The sequence below is a fragment of the Mesorhizobium sp. P2_F8 genome, assembly GCF_056403655.1.
The window spans coordinates 44620-64552 of the sequence record NZ_JBFUFB010000014.1; the positions used below are offsets into that span (position 1 = coordinate 44620).

The window sequence follows — 19933 nt, forward strand, 5'->3', positions numbered from 1 at the left end:
GGACATGGCGAGAGCCGGTCCGGACAGGAACCCGGGGGAACCCCATGCTGAGTGGACTAGAGGCGGCCTTTTTCTACCTCTTCGCCTTTGTCGCGGTGGCGTCGGCGTTCATGGTCATTTCGTCGCGCAACCCCGTGCATTCGGTGCTGTTCCTGATCTTGACCTTCTTCAACGCGGCCGGCCTGTTCATGCTGACCGGCGCCGAGTTCCTGGCGATGATCCTGCTCGTCGTCTATGTCGGCGCGGTCATGGTGCTGTTCCTGTTCGTCGTCATGATGCTCGACGTCGATTTCGCGGAGATGAAGGAAGGCGCGCTGCAGTATGCGCCGATCGGCGCGCTGGTCGGGCTGATCCTGGCGGCGGAGCTTATTGTCGTGCTGGGCGGTTACACATTCGCACCGCAGCTCGCCTCGACGGTCTCCAAGCCCATTCCGGACCTCGCCACGCGCTCGAATACGGCAGCACTCGGCGACATCCTCTATACGGACTACCTCTACTACTTCCAGATCGCCGGCCTCGTGCTCTTGGTCGCCATGATCGGCGCCATCGTCTTGACGCTGCGCCACAAGGAAGGGGTCAAGCGGCAGTCGATCGCAGCCCAGGTCGGCCGCACCGCGGCGACCGGCATGGAAATCCGCAAGGTCAAGTCGGGCGAAGGAGTCTGAGATGGTCGTCGGCATCGCACATTATCTGACCGTATCGGCGATCCTGTTCACGCTCGGCGTGTTCGGCATCTTTTTGAACCGTAGGAACGTCATCGTCATCCTGATGTCGATCGAGCTGATCCTGCTCGCGGTCAACATCAACTTCGTCGCTTTCTCGGCGGCACTCGGCGATCTGGTCGGCCAGGTGTTCGCGCTGTTCGTGCTGACGGTCGCGGCGGCCGAGGCTGCCATCGGACTTGCCATTCTCGTCGTCTTCTTCCGCAACCGCGGCTCGATCGCGGTCGAAGACGTGAACATGATGAAGGGTTGACGGAACCACCATGTATCAGGCCATCGTCTTCCTTCCCCTGCTCGGCTTCCTGATCGTCGGCCTGTTCGGCACGTCGCTCGGCGCCAAGGCGTCCGAATACATCACCTCAGGCTTCCTGGTGATCGCGGCGGTGCTGTCGTGGGTTGCGTTCTTCAGCGTCGGCTTCGGCCATGGCGAGGTGTTCACCGTGCCGGTGCTGCGCTGGATCCAGTCGGGCGGATTGGAAGCGTCCTGGGCACTCCGGATCGACACGCTGACGGTGGTGATGCTGGTGGTGGTCAACACTGTGTCGGCGCTGGTCCACATCTATTCGATCGGCTACATGCACCACGATCCGAACCGGCCGCGCTTCTTCGCCTATCTGTCGCTGTTCACCTTCGCCATGCTGATGCTGGTGACCGCCGACAATCTGGTGCAGATGTTCTTCGGCTGGGAAGGGGTGGGTCTCGCGTCCTACCTGCTGATCGGCTTCTGGTACAAGAAGCCGTCGGCCAACGCCGCCGCGATCAAGGCCTTCGTCGTCAACCGAGTCGGCGATTTCGGCTTCGCGCTCGGCATTTTCGGTCTGTTCGTGCTGTTCGGTTCGGTCAATCTGGGCACCATCTTCGCCAATGCGGCGACGTTCATTCCCGCTGAAGGCGCGCCGCAAGGTGCCGCCGTGCTGACCTTCCTCGGGCACGCGCTCGACAAGCAGTCGGCAATGACGATCGTCTGCCTGCTGCTGTTCATGGGCGCCATGGGCAAGTCGGCGCAGGTGCCGCTGCACACCTGGCTGCCGGACGCCATGGAGGGCCCGACGCCGGTCTCCGCACTCATCCACGCCGCCACCATGGTGACGGCGGGCGTGTTCATGCTGGCGCGGTTGTCGCCGCTGTTCGAACTGTCGCATTCGGCGCTGACGGTCGTGACCTTCATCGGCGCCTTCACCGCCTTCTTCGCGGCAACCGTCGGCCTCGTCCAGAACGACATCAAGCGCGTCATCGCCTATTCGACCTGTTCGCAGCTCGGCTACATGTTCGTGGCGCTCGGCGTCGGCGCCTACGGTGCCGCGATCTTCCACCTCTTCACGCATGCCTTCTTCAAGGCGCTGCTCTTCCTCGGCTCGGGCTCGGTCATCCACGCCGTCTCCGACGAGCAGGACATGCGCAACATGGGCGGCCTGCGCAAGCTGATCCCGACCACCTACTGGATGATGGTGATCGGCACGCTGGCGCTGACCGGTGTCGGCATTCCGGTGACGGTCATCGGCACCGCCGGCTTCTTCTCCAAGGACGCCATCATCGAAAGCGCCTTTGCCGGCCACAATTCGGTTGCCGGCCTCGCCTTTGTGCTTTTGGTCATCGCCGCCTGCTTCACCTCCTTCTATTCCTGGCGGCTGATCTTCATGACCTTCCATGGCGAGCCGCGGGCGAGCCATGAGGTGATGCACCACGTCCATGAATCGCCGCCGGTGATGCTGGTGCCGCTGTTCATCCTGGCCGCTGGCGCGCTGTTCGCCGGCATCATCTTCCACGGCGCCTTCATCGGCGAGGGCTATGCCGAGTTCTGGAAGGCATCGCTGTTCACACTGCCGGACAACCACATCCTGCACGAAATCCACGAACTGCCGCTGTGGGTCGAGCTCTCGCCCTTCATCGCTATGCTGATCGGCTTCGCGCTGGCCTGGAAGTTCTACATCCGCTCGCCGGAATTGCCGCGAAGCGTCGCCGCCAACCACCGCTTGCTCTACGCCTTCCTGCTCAACAAGTGGTATTTCGACGAGCAGTACGACTTCCTGTTCGTGCGGCCGGCCAAGCGGCTCGGTCGTTTCCTGTGGAAGACCGGCGACGGCACCATCATCGACGGTCTTGGTCCTGACGGCATCTCGGCGCGCGTCATCGATGTCACCGACCGCGTCGTCAAGCTGCAGACCGGCTACCTCTACCACTATGCCTTCGCCATGCTGATCGGCGTTGCCGCACTCGTCACCTGGATGATGCTCTGATGACCGCCTGGCCAATCCTCTCGCTGGTCACCTTCCTGCCGCTGGTTGGTGTGCTGCTCATCCTGTTCATCAATGATGACAGTGAAAACGCGCGCCGCAACATCCGCGCCATCGCGCTGTTGACGACGACGTTCACGTTCATCATCTCGCTGTTCATCTGGACCGGCTTTGACAATTCGCAAGCGGGTTTCCAGTTCGTCGAGAAGGTTGCCTGGCTCGACTCCGGCATCTCCTACCATATGGGCGTCGACGGCATTTCAATGCTGTTCGTCATCCTGACGACGTTCCTGATGCCGCTCTGCATCCTGGCCTCGTGGGAAGCGATCGAGAAGCGCGTCAAGGCCTACATGATCGCCTTCCTGCTGCTCGAAACGCTGATGATCGGCGTGTTCTGCGCGCTGGACATCGTGCTGTTCTACGTCTTCTTCGAGGCCGGCCTGATCCCGATGTTCATCATCATCGGCGTCTGGGGCGGCAAGCGGCGCGTCTATGCCTCGTTCAAGTTCTTCCTCTACACGCTGGCCGGCTCGGTGCTGATGCTGCTCGCCATCATGGCGATGTTCTATCAGTCCGGCACGACCGACATCCCGACGCTTTTGACGCACAATTTCCCGGCCAACATGCAGACCTGGTTGTGGCTCGCCTTCTTCGCCTCCTTCGCGGTGAAGATGCCGATGTGGCCGGTGCACACCTGGCTGCCTGACGCGCATGTCGAAGCGCCGACAGCGGGCTCGGTGATCTTGGCCGCAATCCTGCTCAAGATGGGCGGGTACGGCTTCCTGCGCTTCTCGCTGCCGATGTTCCCGCTGGCGTCGGAAATGTTCGCGCCGCTGGTGTTCACGCTGTCGGTCGTCGCCATCATCTACACCTCGCTGGTGGCGCTGATGCAGGAGGACATGAAAAAGCTGATCGCCTATTCTTCGGTCGCCCATATGGGCTTCGTGACCATGGGCATCTTTGCCATGAACCAGGAAGGCGTGCAGGGCGCGATCTTCCAGATGCTCAGCCACGGCCTTGTCTCGGGCGCGCTGTTCCTGTGCGTCGGCGTTATCTACGACCGCATGCACACGCGCGAGATCGACGCCTATGGCGGGCTGGTCAACAACATGCCGAAATACGCCACCGTGTTCATGGTCTTCACCATGGCCAATGTCGGCCTGCCCGGCACCAGCGGCTTCGTCGGCGAGTTCCTGACCATGCTCGGCGTCTTCCGGGTCAACACCTGGGTGGCGTTCTTCGCAGCCACCGGCGTCATCCTGTCGGCAGCCTATGCGCTGTGGCTCTATCGCCGGGTGATTTTCGGCGCGCTGACCAAGGACAGCCTGAAGGGCCTGCTCGATCTGTCGCCGCGCGAGAAGGTGATCATCTACCCGCTGGTTGTGCTGGTCATATTCTTCGGCGTCTATCCGGCGCCCGTCTTCGACGCGACGGCCCAATCGGTCAAGTCGCTCGTCACCAATGTCACTGCATCCATCGGCGCCGCGCAGACCGCGGCGGCGAATTAACCCAAGGGTTTTGCGAACCATGACGCCGGACCTTCTCTCCAGCCTGTCGCTCTCGACGCCAGAGCTGATCCTCGCCATCGGCGCGCTGGCGCTGCTGATGGTCGGCGCTTATTCGCGCGCCAACACCGCCAATACGGTGACCGGTCTCGCCGTCGCCGTGCTGGTGGTATCAGGCGCCTGGCTGGTTTTCCGCACGGGGCAGGGCAGCGCCTATGGCAATGCCTTCATCCAAGATTCCTTCGCCCATTTCATGAAGGTGCTGGCGCTGATCGGCTCGGCGGTGACGCTGGTGATGTCGATGCGCTTTGCCAAAGCGGAGCATTTCGATAAATTCGAATATCCGGTGCTGATCCTGCTTTGCACGCTCGGCATGATGCTGATGATCTCGGCCAACAGCATGATCGGGCTCTATCTCGGCCTCGAACTGCAGTCGCTGGCGATCTACGTGCTGGCGGCGATCAACCGCGACAATCTGCGTTCGACCGAGGCCGGCCTGAAGTATTTCGTCCTCGGCGCACTGTCGTCGGGCATGCTCCTCTATGGCATCAGCCTGGTTTACGGCTACACCGGCAACACCGGCTTCCAGGAGATCGCCACGGCGCTGGGCAGCGGCGAGCGCCAGCTTGGCCTGGTTTTCGGTCTGGTCTTCGTGCTGGCCGGCCTTGCCTTCAAGATCTCGGCGGTGCCGTTCCACATGTGGACGCCCGACGTCTATGAAGGCGCGCCGACACCGGTGACGGCCTTCCTGGCGGCTGCTCCCAAGATGGCGGCGATGGCGCTGATGGTGCGCGTCACCATGGGCGCGTTCAAGCCGATCGCCTCGGACTGGCAGCAGATCATCGTCTTCATCTCGATCGCCTCAATGGCGCTCGGCGCCTTCGCGGCGATCGGCCAGACCAACATCAAGCGACTGATGGCCTATTCCTCGATCGGCCACATGGGCTACGCGCTGGTCGGCCTTGCCGCCAACAGCCAGGCGGGCGTGCGTGGCGTCGCCATCTACATGCTGATCTACCTGGTGATGACGCTCGGCACCTTCGCCTTCATCCTCGCCATGCGGCGCAAGGAAGGCAATGTCGAGTTGATCAGTGATCTGGCCGGCCTGTCGTCGACCAACCCGATCATGGCGACGATCCTGACCATCTTGATGTTCTCGCTGGCCGGCATTCCGCCGCTCGCCGGCTTCTGGGGGAAATGGTACGTCTTCCTCGCCGCCATCAACGCCAACCTCTACGCGCTGGCGATCATCGGCGTGCTGGCCTCGGTGGTGGGTGCTTATTACTATCTACGCATCATCAAGATCATGTGGTTCGACGAACCGGTTGGCGGCTTTGTGCCGATGGCGAGTGAACTGCGCCTGGTGCTCGGCGTCAGTGGCGCCTTCGTGCTGTTCTACGTGCTGATCGGCGGGCCGATCGGCACCTATGCCGAAGCCGCCGCCAAGACATTTTTCTAAACGGCATGGCGTTTCGGCTGGCTCCTACCTCGGCGTCGGAAGGGTTCCGGCTCGAGGCACATGACAGCGTCGGCTCCACCAATGCGCTGGCGCTGGACCATGCCCGCGCCGGCGACCCCGGCAGATTGTGGGTCGTTTCCAAGAAGCAGGAAAGCGGGCGCGGGCGGCGCGGCCGTGTCTGGGCGACGCCGGAAGGCAACCTCGCGGCGACGCTGCTTGTCATCACCACTGCCGAACTTCGCCTTGCCGCGACGCTTGGCTTCGTGGCCGGGCTGGCGCTGGCCGATGCACTCGACGCGGTCGTGCCGAAGGGCCGGATCGCCATAGGCCTCGACGGCGCAAGTGCGGGCAAAAACCGTTTCGAGCTGAAATGGCCGAACGACGTGCTTGCCGCCGGCGCCAAGCTGGCCGGCATCCTGCTGGAATCGGCGATCCTGGACGGCGGCCGTTTCGCGGTGGCTGTCGGCATCGGCGTCAATGTTGTGGCATATCCCGAGGATTTGCCTTATCCGGCAACTTCACTGCGCGCGCTGGGCGCGACATGCGATGCGGAAACATTGTTTCTGGCGCTGTCGGATGCCTGGAGCGAGAATGCCCGGTTGTGGGATGAGGGGCGCGGACTTGCCGCCGTCAGGCAACGCTGGCTGGCACGGGCTGCGGGGCTTGGCGGCGAGGTTGCTGTCAGAATTGACGGTAATGTGGTGCGCGGCGTGTTTGAAACCATTGACGAGGACTGCCGTTTCGTGATCCGCGACGATGAAGGTTCTATTCTGACGATCGCCGCCGGCGACGTGCATTTCGGCGCGGTGGCGTCTGCCCGCGTCTAACGGGCTGGCCTGAGGGCCAGGAAGGGAAAGATCATGGCGAAAGCGGAAAACGCCGAACTCGTCTTCGTGCCGCTCGGCGGCGTCGGCGAGATCGGCATGAACTTCGCCCTCTACGGCTACGGCCCGCCGAGCGCGCGCGAGTGGATCGTCATCGATGTCGGCGTCACTTTCCCCGACGCCAGCCTGCCCGGCGTCGACCTGGTGCTGCCCGACACGCGCTTCATAGAGGAGAACCTCGCCAATCTGCGCGGCATCATCATCACGCATGCGCATGAAGACCATTACGGCGCGCTGCTCGACACCTGGCCGAAGCTGAAGGCCCCGGTCTGGATGACGCCGTTCAGCGCCGGCCTGCTCGAAGCCAAGCGGCAGGGTGAGCAGGGCGCGCCGAAGATCCCGCTGACCATTTACCGGGCGGGCGAGAAATTCACCGTCGGCCCGTTCGAGATCGAAGCCATTCCCGTCGCGCATTCCATCCCCGAGCCAATGTCGCTGGCGATCACGTCGCCGGCCGGCACCGTCATCCACACCGGTGACTGGAAGATCGATCCGGAACCGACGATCGGACCCAAGACCGACGAAGCGCGGTTCCGCGCCTATGGTGACAAGGGTGTTCTGGCGCTGATCTGCGATTCGACCAATGCGCTGCGAGAAGGCGAGTCGCCTTCGGAAGTCGCCGTGGGCGAGGGCCTCAAGGGCGTCATCCAGGCCGCCAAGGGGCGCGTCGCCGTCACCACTTTCTCCTCTAATGTCGGCCGCATCGTCTCCATTGCCAAGGCGGCGCGCGATGCCGGACGCCAGTGCCTGGTGCTCGGCCGTTCGCTGAAGCGGGTGATCGATGTGGCTGATGAACTCGGCTACATGGATGGGCTGCCCGAGTTCATCGCCGAAGAGGATTTTGGCTTCATACCGCGCGAAAACCTGGTGATCATCTGCACTGGCAGCCAGGGCGAGCCTTTGGCGGCGCTGGCCAAGTTGTCGCGCGAAGAAATGAAATCGGTGTCGCTGACGGCCGGCGATACAGTGGTGTTTTCATCGCGCACGATCCCCGGCAATGAAAAGGCGATCCTTGAGATCAAGAACCGCCTGATCGACCTCGGCATCAAGATCATCGAGGACGGCGACGCGCTGGTGCATGTTTCCGGCCACCCGCGGCGCAGCGAATTGCGCAAGATGTACGAATGGGTGCGGCCGCAGATCGGCGTTCCCGTGCATGGCGAGGCGGCGCATCTGGTGGCGCAGGGGTCGCTGATGTCGACCTCCGGCATCGGCCAGGTGGCGCAGGTGCGAGACGGCGACATGCTCAGGCTCGCTCCCGGCCCCGCCACCATCATCGACCAGGTGCCGTTCGGGCGCATCTACAAGGACGGCAGTCTGATCGGCACCGATCAGGCGATGGGCATTCGCGACCGGCGCAAGCTGTCCTTTGCCGGCCATGTCGCGGTCAATGTCGTGCTCGACGACAAATATGAGCTTGCCGGCGATCCCGATCTGGTTGCCATCGGCGTCGCCGAGGCCGATGCAAGCGGTGAGACGCTCGAGGATCTGATGATCGATGCGGCAGTCGGCGCCGTGGATTCGATCCCCCGCCAGCGGCGAAAAGACCTCGACCTGGTGCAAGAGGCGGTACGGCGCGCCGTGCGCGGCGCTGCCAACGAAGCCTGGGGCAAGAAACCGCTGGTGACGGTGTTCGTCACCCGGTGAGGGGTGGCAGCGTTCCCTACACGTTCAGCTGATAGCTGACGGGAAGCCAGCGAAAAGAACCGTCCACCTGCTCGACATAGCCCAGACCTGGAAATGGCATGTGATGGCCCGCGACCAGCAGGCGCTGTTCCGCCGCCATCTTCAGAAGTCGCCTGCGGGTCTCGATCGCCAGGTCTTTGTCATCATCCAGATCGGCACGCCAATCTGGCCGCTGGATGGACACGACATAGTGCAGGAAGGCGTCCGACCAGATGAGCAATTGCTGTCCGTCGCTTTCGACGAGAAACGCCAGCAGCCCGGGAGAATGACCGGCTGCGTCGATGGCGGTAATGCCAGGCGCAACCTTGTCTCCTGGCGCTATGAATGCTGCCTGGTCGGCCAGGTTGCTGCAACTGCGCCTGAATAGATCACGATTTTTCAATCTGGCCTCGCGCACCGCATTTCCCTCGGACCAGAAGCTGAATTCCGCCGCGCCGAATACATAGCGTGCCCGCCTGAAAACGGGTTCGCCATCCTTCACAAGTCCTCCGATGTGATCCGGGTGCCCGTGTGTGATGATCACCACGTCAATGTCATCAGGCCCGAGCCCAAGGTCCTGCAGACAATCCAAAAGCGAACTGTCCGCATCTCCGCATCCGGTGTCGAACAGGATCTTTTCGGAACCGGTGTCGATCAGCGTCGGGATGAAACAGTGCTCGTAGCGATCGCGGTCGATGAAGTTCGAGTCAGCGAGTTCGTGCACCTCGGTTGGGGACTGTCCAGGCGCCAGGGCCGATGCAAGATTGTCGCGAACATCGACGGCATCAAGCAAAGCGGCAACCTTGAATGAGCCAACGCTGAATGTGAAAACGCGTGGGCGAGAAGGGTGGGCATCGGACATTGCCGTTTGTACTTCGCAGTTGCCGATTGGAACAGCCTGGGCGGCTATTTTTGAAACTCTCGGCCGGTTCAACGGCGTTCGAGGACGGCTCATCGAAGTGCGACAGTGCGCGCCTGGTGAAAGGCTGTTGATATCAGTCGATTTGACGTATGACGCCAGCCATCGGGATCCAGGAGAGAAAGCTCGGATATGCTCGGACGCCTGAACCATGTCGCGCTTGCGGTGCCGGATCTGGCTGCGGCCGTCGCCGCCTATCGCAACACGCTCGGCGCCGAAGTGACGGAGCCGCAGGCACTGCCGGAGCACGGTGTGACCGTGGTGTTCGTCAATGTCGGCAACACCAAGATCGAACTTCTGGAGCCGCTGGGCGAGGGCTCGCCGATCGCCGCCTTCCTGGAGAAGAACCCGTCCGGCGGCATGCACCATCTTTGCTACGAGGTCGACGACATCCTGGCCGCGCGCGACCAGCTCAAGGCCGCAGGTGCGCGCGTGCTGGGTGACGGCAATCCGAAGACCGGTGCGCATGGCAAGCCGGTGCTGTTCCTGCATCCGAAGGATTTCTTCGGTACGCTGATCGAACTGGAGCAATCATGAGCTGGGTATCGTTCACCGCACTTTTCTTCGCCACCTGGTGGATCGTGCTGTTCGTCGTGCTGCCGTTCAGCGTCAGGACACAGGACGACGATCACGACGTGACGCTGGGCACGGTTCCAAGTGCGCCGCGCGGCCCGCATATGCTGCGCGCCATCTTGCGAACCACCGTCGCCACGGCGGTTCTCATGGGCATTTTCTACGGCCTGACGAAAGGGTTGGGATACAGCCTCGACGAGGTGCCGCACATCATTCCGGAATTCAGTCAGACGCCAACGAAATAGGCCGTTTTCAGGCCGCGTTTCAGCCGATTCGAGATCGACACGATATCGCCTGGAGGCCATGGCGATTCTGGCCTTGTGCCGGTTGACGCACGGTCATCCAGTATATCAATCTCTGCTGCTAACCAGATGTTTGCACAAAAAAAATGCAAGGCACAAGGCCTTGCAATTTAAACGCGTCCGATCTGTTTCCGGTTTCCGGCGGCAGCGAGTTACCGCGCCTAGATCGCATCCTCCCAAGACTTTGACCGCGTAGGAGAGCAGATTTTTCTCTACCCTCTCGGTTATCGGGGCACATTAGCCCAACGCGAATGAAAATGTCACGTAGAATTTTGCCTTGAAACGGGCATTCTCGTGCTGCACTGCACAATAGTGTGGCAGGCTTTGCTTGGGAAACGACCAGTAAGACGCGCGCGGCACTGCAGCATCCCTGGAACGCCGGGTGTCCGAGGCACGCGCGAGGCCGCTCAGGCATGTTCGACCCAATGTATCGTGCCTTTCCGAAGCCGATTTCCGATTTTCGGATCGATGCGTCCGGGTTTCCATTCCGCCATGAAATGGCTATGAAGCCGGGGCAAGCAAGCCCGTGTCGCGCCGATTCCCGCGCGGCCATCCTCACTCACGGACCAGTCCATGCGTTTGTCGCGCTATTTCCTGCCTATCCTCAAAGAAAATCCGCGCGAGGCCGAAATCGTCTCGCACCGGCTGATGCTGCGCGCCGGCATGATCCGCCAGCAGGGGCAGGGCAGTTTCTCGTGGCTGCCACTCGGCAAGCGGGTGCTGGACAAGGTTTGCCGGATCATCCGCGAGGAGCAGAACCGCGCCGGTGCGCTGGAAATCCTGATGCCGACCATCCAGTCGGCGGATCTGTGGCGCGAAAGCGGACGCTATGATGACTACGGCAAGGAGATGCTGCGCATCAAGGACCGGCAGGACCGCGACATGCTCTACGGCCCGACCAATGAGGAAGTGGTCACCGAGATCGTCCGAGCCTACGTGAAGTCCTACAAGGACCTGCCGCTCAATCTCTACCACATCCAGTGGAAATTCCGTGACGAAGTGCGGCCGCGCTTCGGCGTCATGCGTTCGCGCGAATTCCTGATGAAGGACGCCTATTCCTTCGACCTCGACTTCGAGGGCGCCAAGGCGGCGTACAACAGGATGTTCGTGTCCTATCTCAGGACGTTTACGCGCATGGGCCTGCAGGCGATTCCGATGCGGGCCGACACCGGGCCGATCGGTGGCGATCTCAGCCATGAATTCATCATCCTCGCCGACACCGGCGAGAGCCAGGTTTTCTGCCATCGCGACTATCTTTCGCTCGACGTGCCCGGAGAAAAGACCGACTTCGCCAACGACGTCGAGATCGGCGACATCGTCAAGACATGGACGACGCCCTACGCCGCCACCGACGAGATGCATGACGAGGCGGCATGGGAGAAGATCGGCGAAAGTGACAAGGTTTCGGCACGCGGCATCGAGGTTGGTCACATCTTCCATTTCGGCGACAAATACTCCAAGCCGATGGGCGCCAAGGTGACCGGCCCCGACGGCAAGGATCATTTCGTCTCCGGCGGCTCCTACGGCATCGGTCCGTCGCGCCTGGTCGCGGCGATCATCGAAGCCAGCCATGACGACAACGGCATCATCTGGCCGGAAGCGGTGGCGCCATTCGACATCGGATTGATCAACATGAAGGCGGGCGATGCCGAGTGCGACCGCGTCTGTGACGAGCTGCATGCTGCCTTCGTCGCTGCCGGCAAGGATGTGCTCTACGACGACACCGACCAGCGGCCGGGCGGCAAGTTCGCCACCGCCGACCTGATCGGCCTGCCGTGGCAAGTCATCGTCGGGCCGCGCGGCGTTGCCGCAGGCGAGATCGAGATCAAGAATCGCAAGACCGGTGAGCGCGAGACGCTGCCGATCGCCGACGCGAAAAAACGCTTTGGCAGTGCCGCATGAGCGACGTGGCGGCGGCAAGATCGGCGGGCGCAGGACCTTTTTCCATCTTCGAGCGCATGGTTGCCTGGCGCTACCTGCGCTCGCGGCGCAAGGAGACGGTGATCTCGGTGATCGCCTCGATCTCCTTCCTCGGCATCATGCTGGGGGTCGCCACGCTGATCGTGGTGATGGCGGTGATGAATGGCTTCCGGGCGGAGCTTTTGACGCGCATCCTCGGCGTCAACGGCCATCTGATCGCGCAGCCGCTCGATTCGCCGCTTGAGGACTACGCACAGGTCGCCGGCCGCATCAACGGCGTGCCCGGGGTTAAATACGCCATCCCGCTGATCGATGGCCAGGTGCTGGCGCAAGGCAATGTCGGCGGCGGAACCGGCGCGTTGGTGCGCGGCATACGCGGCGAGGATCTGAGCAAGATCGCCATCGTCGCGGCCAACGTCAAGCAGGGTTCGATCGCCGGTTTCGACACCGGCGAGGGCGTCGCTATCGGCAAGCGCATGGCCGAGAATCTCGGCCTGGCGCTCGGCGACACGATCACCTTGATCTCGCCCGACGGCGACGTGACGCCGCTTGGCACGACGCCGCGCATGAAGGGCTATCCGATCACCGCGATCTTCGAAGTCGGCATGTCGGAATATGACAGTTCCATCGTCTACATGCCGTTCTCGGAGGCGCAGCTCTATTTCAACATGGACGGCCGGGCCCAGACGATCGAGATCTATGTCGACAATCCCGATGATGTCGACGCACTGAAACCGAAGGTGGAGGAGGCGGCGCAGCGGCCAATCGACCTCGTCGACTGGCGCCAGCGTAACGAGACCTTCTTTTCCGCCCTGCAGGTCGAGCGCAACGTCATGTTCATGATCCTGACGCTGATCGTGCTGGTGGCGGCGCTCAATATCATTTCCGGCCTGATCATGCTGGTGAAGGACAAGGGGCATGACATTGCCATCCTGCGCACCATGGGGGCGTCGCGCGGCGCCATCCTGCGCATCTTCCTGATGACGGGGGCGGCGATCGGCGTGACCGGGACGATCGCCGGCGTGCTGCTCGGCGTGCTGATCTGCACCAACATCGAATCCATCCGCCAGTTCTTCTCCTGGATGACCGGCAAGGTGCTGTTCAACCCGGAGCTCTATTTCCTCAGCCAGCTGCCGGCAAAAATGGATCCGCGCGAGACGACCTATGTCATCCTGATGGCACTCGGGCTGTCCTTCCTGGCAACGGTGTTTCCAGCGTGGCGGGCCGCCCGGCTCGATCCCGTCGAAGCCTTGAGGTATGAATGATGGCCGAGGCCATTATCGAGCTGAAGAGCGTCGAGCGGCACTACGTCCAGGGGCCGCGCAAGCTCACCATTCTCAACGGCGCCGATTTCTCGCTGAAGCGCGGCGAGATGGTGGCGCTGGTGGCGCCGTCGGGCACCGGCAAGTCGACGCTGCTGCACACTGCCGGCCTGCTGGAGCGGCCTGATGCCGGCGACGTCATCCTGGCCGGCCGTGCCTGCGGGCGGCTCTCCGACGACGAGCGCACGGCGATCCGCCGCAACGATGTCGGCTTCGTCTATCAGTTCCATCACCTGCTGCCGGAATTCTCGGCGCTGGAAAACATCATGATGCCGCAGCTCATCAAAGGGCTGAGCCGCAAGGAGGCGTCGGAGCGCGCGGCGCAACTTCTCGACTACATGCAGATCGGCAAGCGCGCGTCGCACCGTCCGTCCGAGCTTTCCGGCGGCGAGCAGCAGCGCGTCGCCATTGCCCGCGCGGTTGCCAACGCACCTCTGGTGCTGTTGGCCGACGAGCCGACCGGCAACCTCGACCCGGTCACCGCCTCCTATGTGTTCGAGGCGCTGGCGGCGCTGGTCAAGCAATCGGGCCTCGCGGCGCTGATCGCCACCCACAATCACGAACTGGCCTCGCGCATGGACCGGCGCGTCACGCTGGCCGACGGCAAAGTGGTGCCGCTCGGCTCGAGCTGATCTCAGTCTCGACAGACCTGGCGCGCTCGCGGACAGCCCGCCCTCAGTGCGCGTTGCGGCTCCATTGATGGTTGTCGCACGCCCGTCAACCTTTCCTTAACCCTGCCGATTTGATCGCCCGGAAATTCCGGACGCGGCCGGATTCCGACCGTTGACAATAGAACAAAATTAGAACAAATTAAAAACATATCAACAACAGGAGAGAGTTATGACCGATCTGGTTCAGGATGTCATCTCACTGGTTTGCATGAGCACCTTTCTCATTTCCATGGCGATCTGGATCGGCGCCATGTGATCTGGAGTTGAGGACGTGGCGCGAACGCAAGCGTCCCTCGGGCGCGAAACTCCTCACACTTACCCTCTCCCCGTTAAAAACGGGGAGAGGGGGGCATCAACGCTGGCGGCATGCCATTCACTGAGACGCCGACGCGAATGGCATGCATCCGGGAACCGAGCTTTCCTGTTAAGCTTTTCTTGCCGCCGCGACGTTTAGGGTAGTCCCTCCAAGACAGGGAGCAACGTCGCGTGTCGCCCATCGTCACGACCATCCTCGTGGCCAGCAATCTCGGGCTGATCTTTCTCTTGATGAGCGTGCCGCTTGGTTTGCGCACGATCAGGCTCAGCCGTGTCGTGGCTATGGACCGGCAGCGCCTCTGGCAGGCGCTGTGGCCGCTTGGCAGCGATGCCGGCTGGTCCGGCGAGATCCTTTCGGCCGAGCCGCTGGACGGCGAGGGCATGGCCCGCATCATGCTGTCCTGGGAAGGCCGCGACGGTAAGCCGATCGAGCGCAAGTCGCGGTTTGAAGACGTGGTCGAGGGCAGCCGTTTCTCGATGCGGGTCATCGAGGATACCGCGCTCGACGCCTCGTTCTGGAAGGATTTTCGCGAGACCACTGAGCTCGTTTCTGAAGGCAGCGGCACGCGGATCACGCTTGGCCAGACCGATCGCTATCGCGGCTTTGCCTTCCTGGTGTTCCGCTATTTCGCCATGCGCCGAGAACTCTCCAAGCTGCAGCGCTGGGCAAGAACGGGACAGTATCGCAAGGGCGGCTGGTTCGAGCATCCGCTCAGCCAGGTCGGCTTCGCGGCATTGTCGGCATTGATCCTGTGGCCGTTCTTCGGTCTTCATCTCGGCGGACTGGCGCTGGCAGCGATCCTCACGTCGGTGGTGGCCCTGCACGAGCTCGGCCACATGGCCGCGTTTCGCCTGATGGGTCACAACAAGGCGCGCATGATCTTCATTCCGCTGCTCGGCGGCATCGCCATTGGCGGGCGGCCATATGACAGCCGTTTCGAAGTCGCCTTCGTGGCGTTGATGGGCGCTGGCTTTTCCGCCTTCCTGGTGCCGGTCGTCATCGCCGCCAGCACCTTTGCCGGCGCGGAAGGATATCGACTGGCAGCAATCCTGCTGGCGACGCTGGCGGGTTTTGCTGCCCTGTTCAACATTGCCAATCTGGTACCTGTGTGGAAGTTCGATGGCGGCCAGGTGCTGCGCCAGATCTGCCCGGGGCCGATCGTGCTGGCGCTGGCCTCGTTCTCCCTGCTTTCGGCCTTCCTGGCGCTTGGCCGACAGGCCGGCTTCTCCCCAGGCTTTCTGCTCGCCGCGGGCGCGGTCTTTTCAATACTCAGCCTGCTGACGATGCGCAGCGGGGTAAAGCCGCGCCATGAGCTGAAACCGATCCGCACCGTCGACCGCTTCGTCATCGCCGGCGCGCTGCTGGCGGTGTTCGCCATCCATGGCTTCGGCGTCCTGTGGGCGTCGGCGCAGCTCATCTGAGGTGTTGATATTCAGATGATGCCGGCCTGAGATCTCAACACCACCTTGAGCCGTTTCCAGACCGGATGGGTCAGCCGGCCTTGCGGGCGGCTTCGACAGGCAAAGCCGTGGCGGGACCGAAGACGTCGTCGAAGGCAGATTTCAGGGCCAGGTCGAGGTCCGCCATTGTTACAGGCAAGCCGAGGTCGACAAGGCTGGTGACGCCGTGGTCCTGCACGCCGCACGGCACGATGCCGCTGAAATGGTCGAGATCCGGTTCGACATTGATGGCGATGCCGTGAAAGCTCACCCAGCGCCGCAGCCTGATGCCGATGGCGGCAATCTTGTCCTCGGCCGGCGAGCCGTCCGGCAGGGCAGGGCGATCCGGCCGCACCACCCAGACGCCGACGCGGTCCTCGCGGCGTTCGCCGTGCACGTTGAAGGCGGCGAGCGTGCCGATGATCCACTGTTCAAGCGCGGCGACAAAAGCACGGACATCCTCGCGGCGCCGCTTCAGGTCGAGCATCACATAGGCGACCCGCTGGCCCGGCCCATGATAGGTGTACTCACCGCCGCGCCCAGCCGCGAACACTGGAAAACGGTTCGCGTCGATCAGGTCCTCGCTACGGGCACTGGTGCCGGCGGTGTAAAGCGGCGGATGTTCGACAAGCCAGACCATTTCGCCGGCGGCACCGCTTCGGATCGCCTCGGCACGCTCCTCCATGAAGGCCAGCGCATCGGGATAGGCGGTGAGGCCAGGCTCGATGCGCCATTCGACCGGTGCTGAACCGGGGAGCGGCAGGAACGACGTGGCGATCTGGCTGCGTTCTGGCATGGCTTCTCGCTTCGTTATGCATGCGATGATCCCAAAAACCGCCTTGCGCTTTTGGGCGGGATGCATTTGCCTTCCATATGGCGCTATCGGGCCGAAACGTCCAGTTTCGGCTACGCATTCCAATTCTGTGGAACGTTATGCCAATCGCTGGCGATTATTGCTTGCGGCGCACTTGTTTCGCCGGAAACGATTTGCTACACGCCGCGAGCCGGTCGGTTCCGGCTCCTACCACGTGCGGTCGTGGCGGAATTGGTAGACGCGCAGCGTTGAGGTCGCTGTGGGGCAACCCGTGGAAGTTCGAGTCTTCTCGACCGCACCAAATTTTCCCTGACAGATTGCTTATGGCGAGCTCTGACGGCAGGCGATGACACGTCGCGGCCACAGGGCTTTCCGCGGATCGAAACGGCAGCGGCGGCGCGTCCTTCAGACCACGCCGCCGCTTCGCCTTTTAGGGCCTATCCCGTCCACCCAAGGCCAGCCGAAATGCAATTGATCGATACAAGCAGAGCGTCGGTCGCCCGCTTTTGATCCGCCGTGCCGGTATTTGCCCGAACTTCACGCAGCAGATCGACCTGCAGCCGGTGAATGTCATCCATCTGTCGCCGCAGACTGTCGAAACGCCGCTTGAACATCGGAAAGCGCGCGGAAAGATCGCCTCCCGTGAGGTCACCGATAAGGCGTCGCGTCAACTCGTATTCGGCGGCGATGCGGGCGTAGATTCGCCGGGCCGCGTCGCTGTCGGACACCAGGCGGGCGTAGAGCCCTGCGATCTCCATGTCGGACTGGTAGAGCGTCTTCTCGGCCTCGTCGACGATCAAGCGGAAGAAGCGCGAGTGCTCGAACATGCCGGCCAGAAGTTCGCGCCCGGCCTCGCCGCGCACGGCGACGAAAGAGCTAAGCGCGCTGCCGATGCCATACCAGCCAGTCAGCAGATGACGGTTCTGGCTCCAGGCGAACACCCATGGAATGGCGCGCAGGTCAGCAATGCCGCTGGCGCCGAAACGGCGCTCGGGCCGTGACCCCATTTTCAGGAGCGCCAGCTCCGCGACCGGGCTCGCCTGGTTGAAATAATCGAGGAAACCGGGCTCGGCCATCAATCCGGCGTAGGATGCTTGCGACATGCCAGCCAGCGCTTCCAGCGCCTCGTCGAATTCCGGCGTTTCCTTCGGCTCGACATCACCGGGCGATCCGACACCGTGGGCCAGCACGCCAGCGGCGAGAACCTCGAGCTGGTTGAGGCCGGTGCCGCGATTGGCGAATTTCGACGATACGACCTCGCCCTGCTCCGTCACCCGCATGGATCCGGCGACAGTGCCCTCCGGTTGTGCCGCGATCGCCCGACCGGTCGGCGCGCCGCCACGGCTGACGGAGCCGCCGCGACCGTGAAAGAAACTGATCCTGACGTTGTGTTTGCGCCCGACGACGGCGAGGCGCTTTTGCGCTTTTGCCAGTTCCCAATTGGAAGCCAGGAAACCGCCGTCCTTGTTGGAATCCGAATAACCAAGCATGATTTCCTGGCGCGCGCCGAAATCTCGCACCGTCCGCCTCACCAGCGAAACGCCGAGCAATCCATTCAGGATGCCCGGTGCCGCTTGTAGATCGGCAATAGTCTCGAACAATGGCACGATCCGCAGCCTGATCGTGCCGCCACCACCGGGCGCGGTTGAAAGTCCGCAATATTGCGCCAGCAGATAGACCGCGAGCAGATCGTCGGCCGAGCGGGTCATGCTGAGAACGAAGGAGCCGACAGCGTCGGCATCCGAGCCGGAGATCTGCTCGCGGATGACGGAGAATGTCGAAAGCAGTTCACCTGCTTCAGGCGAGAGCCGGCCTGCGTCGATCTCCAGCCGCTCGCCCTGGCTGATGGCTGCGCGAATACGCGCCGACCATTGCGGCGTGCCGGCTACGACCGGATCGGCGGGATTTGCCAGCGCAAACAGCTCGGCCAGCACCCGGTTGACGACCGTGGAGTTCTGCCGGATGTCGAGCGAGACCGTACGGAAGCCGAAGCTTCCAACTTGCCAAAGCAGAGGCTGGATGAAGCGCTTGGCTACCGCGCGACCTCCGATCGCTTCGAGAACGGAAGACAGCCCGTTCAGATCGGCACGAAACGCCTCTGCCGAGAGATATGCCGCCGGACCGCTGTCTCGCGTGGCCTCCAGCCGGGCAAGCAAGGCCGAGGCGAACTGGCGAAGCGGTTCGTCGGGGTTGCGGGCGGCGATCACGTGCGCCAGTCCGCTTTTATCAAGCGCCGTTTGCAGCACCGGCTTGAAGCTGGCCGGCAGGTCGATGACGTTCGAGCTGGCGCTGAGCACCGTCACCAGCCGCTGCACCTGCGTCAGATACCAGCCTATTGCGGTGTTGCGGTATTCGGCCATGGCATGGGCGGTGACCGCGGCAGTCACATTTGGATTGCCATCGCGGTCCCCGCCGATCCACGAGGCATAGCGCATGAAGGAGGGAATTCTGATCTGCTCTCCCGGATAGTGACGCTCGAAGGCGCCCTGAAGCTTGCCATAGAGCTGCGGCGTTGCCTCGAAGATGACTTCGCGAAAGAAATGCAGGCCCCAGGCGATTTCACGTTCGACCGTCGGACGCTCCAGGCGCAGCTCACCCGTCATCCACAGAAGCTCGATCTCGCTTTCCAGATCGGCGACCAACAGCGAGCGTTCGCGCGGCGCCCAGCGTGGCTGGTCGAGCTCGGTCAGCTTGCGATAGATACGGCGGTGGATCTCCAGCACCGTGACCCGTTTGGCTTCCGTCGGGTGCGCGGTCATGGTCGGGCCAACGCGAAGCTCATCGAGCTTCGCCTGGACTTCCTGCGCCGAGTGGCCATTCGCCGCCATCTGCGCGATCACGCTGGCGAAGGAGCCGGGCACTTCGTCGACACCCGCGCCTTGTTCGAGTTCGCGGCGCGCCCGCATGGCAAGCAACTCGTCTGCTATCGCCAGCAACTGGAACCATACGCCGCTTGCCTGAAGCGCGGGGATGCGCTGCTCCGCGGCGAGGGAGACGAGCGACCGACGTCCGGCCAGAACGGCGGCGATCTCCGGCTCACGCGCGCTTGCGACCTGAAGCAGCAAGCGCAACAACAGGCTGCGCTCGTCCTCACGAAAGTTGATGCGTCTGCTCTGTTCCAAACCGGTTTCCTGCTTCGTCCGCACCGATGCCCAAGTAAGCCGCGCCCTGAATCGAGGGCGGCGCCT

16 protein-coding genes and 1 tRNA gene are annotated in these 19933 nt (G+C 62.7%); 14 read left to right on the forward strand and 3 right to left on the reverse strand.

Annotation, left to right across the window (positions count from 1 at the left end):
- Positions 1-44: 44 nt before the first annotated feature.
- The 7 genes from AC1DZP_RS28530 to AC1DZP_RS28560 are packed head-to-tail and all read left to right on the forward strand — an operon-like array spanning position 45 to position 8451.
- Positions 45-665 (forward strand): NADH-quinone oxidoreductase subunit J, encoded by a 621-nt coding sequence (locus AC1DZP_RS28530; protein ID WP_095087233.1) that lies wholly within the window; start codon positions 45-47, stop codon positions 663-665.
- Position 666: 1 nt separating this feature from the next.
- Complete coding sequence (nuoK, locus tag AC1DZP_RS28535; RefSeq protein ID WP_023676620.1) at positions 667-975, forward strand: NADH-quinone oxidoreductase subunit NuoK; 309 nt, start codon at positions 667-669, stop codon at positions 973-975.
- 10 nt (positions 976-985) lie between these two features.
- Entirely contained in the window at positions 986-2959 is a 1974-nt protein-coding gene (nuoL, locus tag AC1DZP_RS28540) for an NADH-quinone oxidoreductase subunit L (protein WP_477307027.1), read from the forward strand.
- On the forward strand, positions 2959-4464 hold the full coding sequence (locus AC1DZP_RS28545; RefSeq protein WP_095087237.1) for an NADH-quinone oxidoreductase subunit M: 1506 nt from the start codon (positions 2959-2961) through the stop codon (positions 4462-4464). The genes nuoL and AC1DZP_RS28545 overlap by 1 nt, the downstream gene beginning before the upstream one ends.
- A gap of 19 nt (positions 4465-4483) precedes the next feature.
- A complete protein-coding gene (nuoN, locus tag AC1DZP_RS28550; RefSeq protein ID WP_477307029.1) occupies positions 4484-5920 on the forward strand; it encodes an NADH-quinone oxidoreductase subunit NuoN in 1437 nt (478 codons plus the stop codon).
- Between the two features lie 5 nt (positions 5921-5925).
- On the forward strand, positions 5926-6747 hold the full coding sequence (locus AC1DZP_RS28555; RefSeq protein ID WP_477307031.1) for a biotin--[acetyl-CoA-carboxylase] ligase: 822 nt from the start codon (positions 5926-5928) through the stop codon (positions 6745-6747).
- A 33-nt stretch (positions 6748-6780) separates the two neighbouring features.
- Positions 6781-8451, forward strand: coding sequence for a ribonuclease J (locus tag AC1DZP_RS28560; RefSeq protein WP_457153272.1), 1671 nt, complete (start codon positions 6781-6783; stop codon positions 8449-8451).
- Between the two features lie 16 nt (positions 8452-8467).
- Here the strand turns inward: AC1DZP_RS28560 and AC1DZP_RS28565 are convergent, their stop codons facing one another.
- Positions 8468-9262, reverse strand: a complete 795-nt coding sequence (locus AC1DZP_RS28565; RefSeq protein WP_477307033.1) for an MBL fold metallo-hydrolase — start codon at positions 9260-9262, stop codon at positions 8468-8470.
- Positions 9263-9520: 258 nt separating this feature from the next.
- Here AC1DZP_RS28565 and mce point away from each other — a divergent pair, with 258 nt between their 5' ends.
- The 6 genes from mce to AC1DZP_RS28595 all read left to right on the forward strand — a co-directional run bounded on the left by mce (position 9521) and on the right by AC1DZP_RS28595 (position 15913).
- Entirely contained in the window at positions 9521-9925 is a 405-nt protein-coding gene (gene mce / locus AC1DZP_RS28570) for a methylmalonyl-CoA epimerase (RefSeq protein WP_477307035.1), read from the forward strand.
- A complete protein-coding gene (locus AC1DZP_RS28575; RefSeq protein WP_095087253.1) occupies positions 9922-10206 on the forward strand; it encodes a DUF1467 family protein in 285 nt (94 codons plus the stop codon). Before mce ends, AC1DZP_RS28575 begins: the two co-directional genes overlap by 4 nt.
- Before the next feature lie 630 nt (positions 10207-10836).
- Positions 10837-12165 carry a proline--tRNA ligase gene (proS, locus tag AC1DZP_RS28580; RefSeq protein ID WP_477307036.1) on the forward strand — a complete coding sequence of 443 codons (1329 nt, stop codon included), beginning with the start codon at positions 10837-10839 and terminating at the stop codon, positions 12163-12165.
- A complete protein-coding gene (locus tag AC1DZP_RS28585) occupies positions 12162-13448 on the forward strand; it encodes a lipoprotein-releasing ABC transporter permease subunit (protein ID WP_477228755.1) in 1287 nt (428 codons plus the stop codon). Before proS ends, AC1DZP_RS28585 begins: the two co-directional genes overlap by 4 nt.
- The gene (locus AC1DZP_RS28590) at positions 13445-14137 is read left to right on the forward strand and encodes an ABC transporter ATP-binding protein (RefSeq protein WP_206073731.1); all 693 of its coding nucleotides are present in this window, start codon (positions 13445-13447) and stop codon (positions 14135-14137) included. The genes AC1DZP_RS28585 and AC1DZP_RS28590 overlap by 4 nt, the downstream gene beginning before the upstream one ends.
- A gap of 525 nt (positions 14138-14662) precedes the next feature.
- Positions 14663-15913 (forward strand): site-2 protease family protein, encoded by a 1251-nt coding sequence (locus AC1DZP_RS28595; protein ID WP_477307039.1) that lies wholly within the window; start codon positions 14663-14665, stop codon positions 15911-15913.
- 70 nt (positions 15914-15983) lie between these two features.
- On the opposite strand, the gene lipB is transcribed toward AC1DZP_RS28595, so the two are convergent.
- Positions 15984-16727, reverse strand: coding sequence for a lipoyl(octanoyl) transferase LipB (lipB, locus tag AC1DZP_RS28600; protein ID WP_477307041.1), 744 nt, complete (start codon positions 16725-16727; stop codon positions 15984-15986).
- A 234-nt stretch (positions 16728-16961) separates the two neighbouring features.
- On the opposite strand from lipB, the gene AC1DZP_RS28605 reads away from it, so the two are divergent.
- A tRNA-Leu gene (locus AC1DZP_RS28605) sits at positions 16962-17046 on the forward strand.
- A 136-nt stretch (positions 17047-17182) separates the two neighbouring features.
- On the opposite strand, the gene AC1DZP_RS28610 is transcribed toward AC1DZP_RS28605, so the two are convergent.
- A complete protein-coding gene (locus tag AC1DZP_RS28610; protein ID WP_477307043.1) occupies positions 17183-19867 on the reverse strand; it encodes a phosphoenolpyruvate carboxylase in 2685 nt (894 codons plus the stop codon).
- Positions 19868-19933 lie beyond the last annotated feature (66 nt).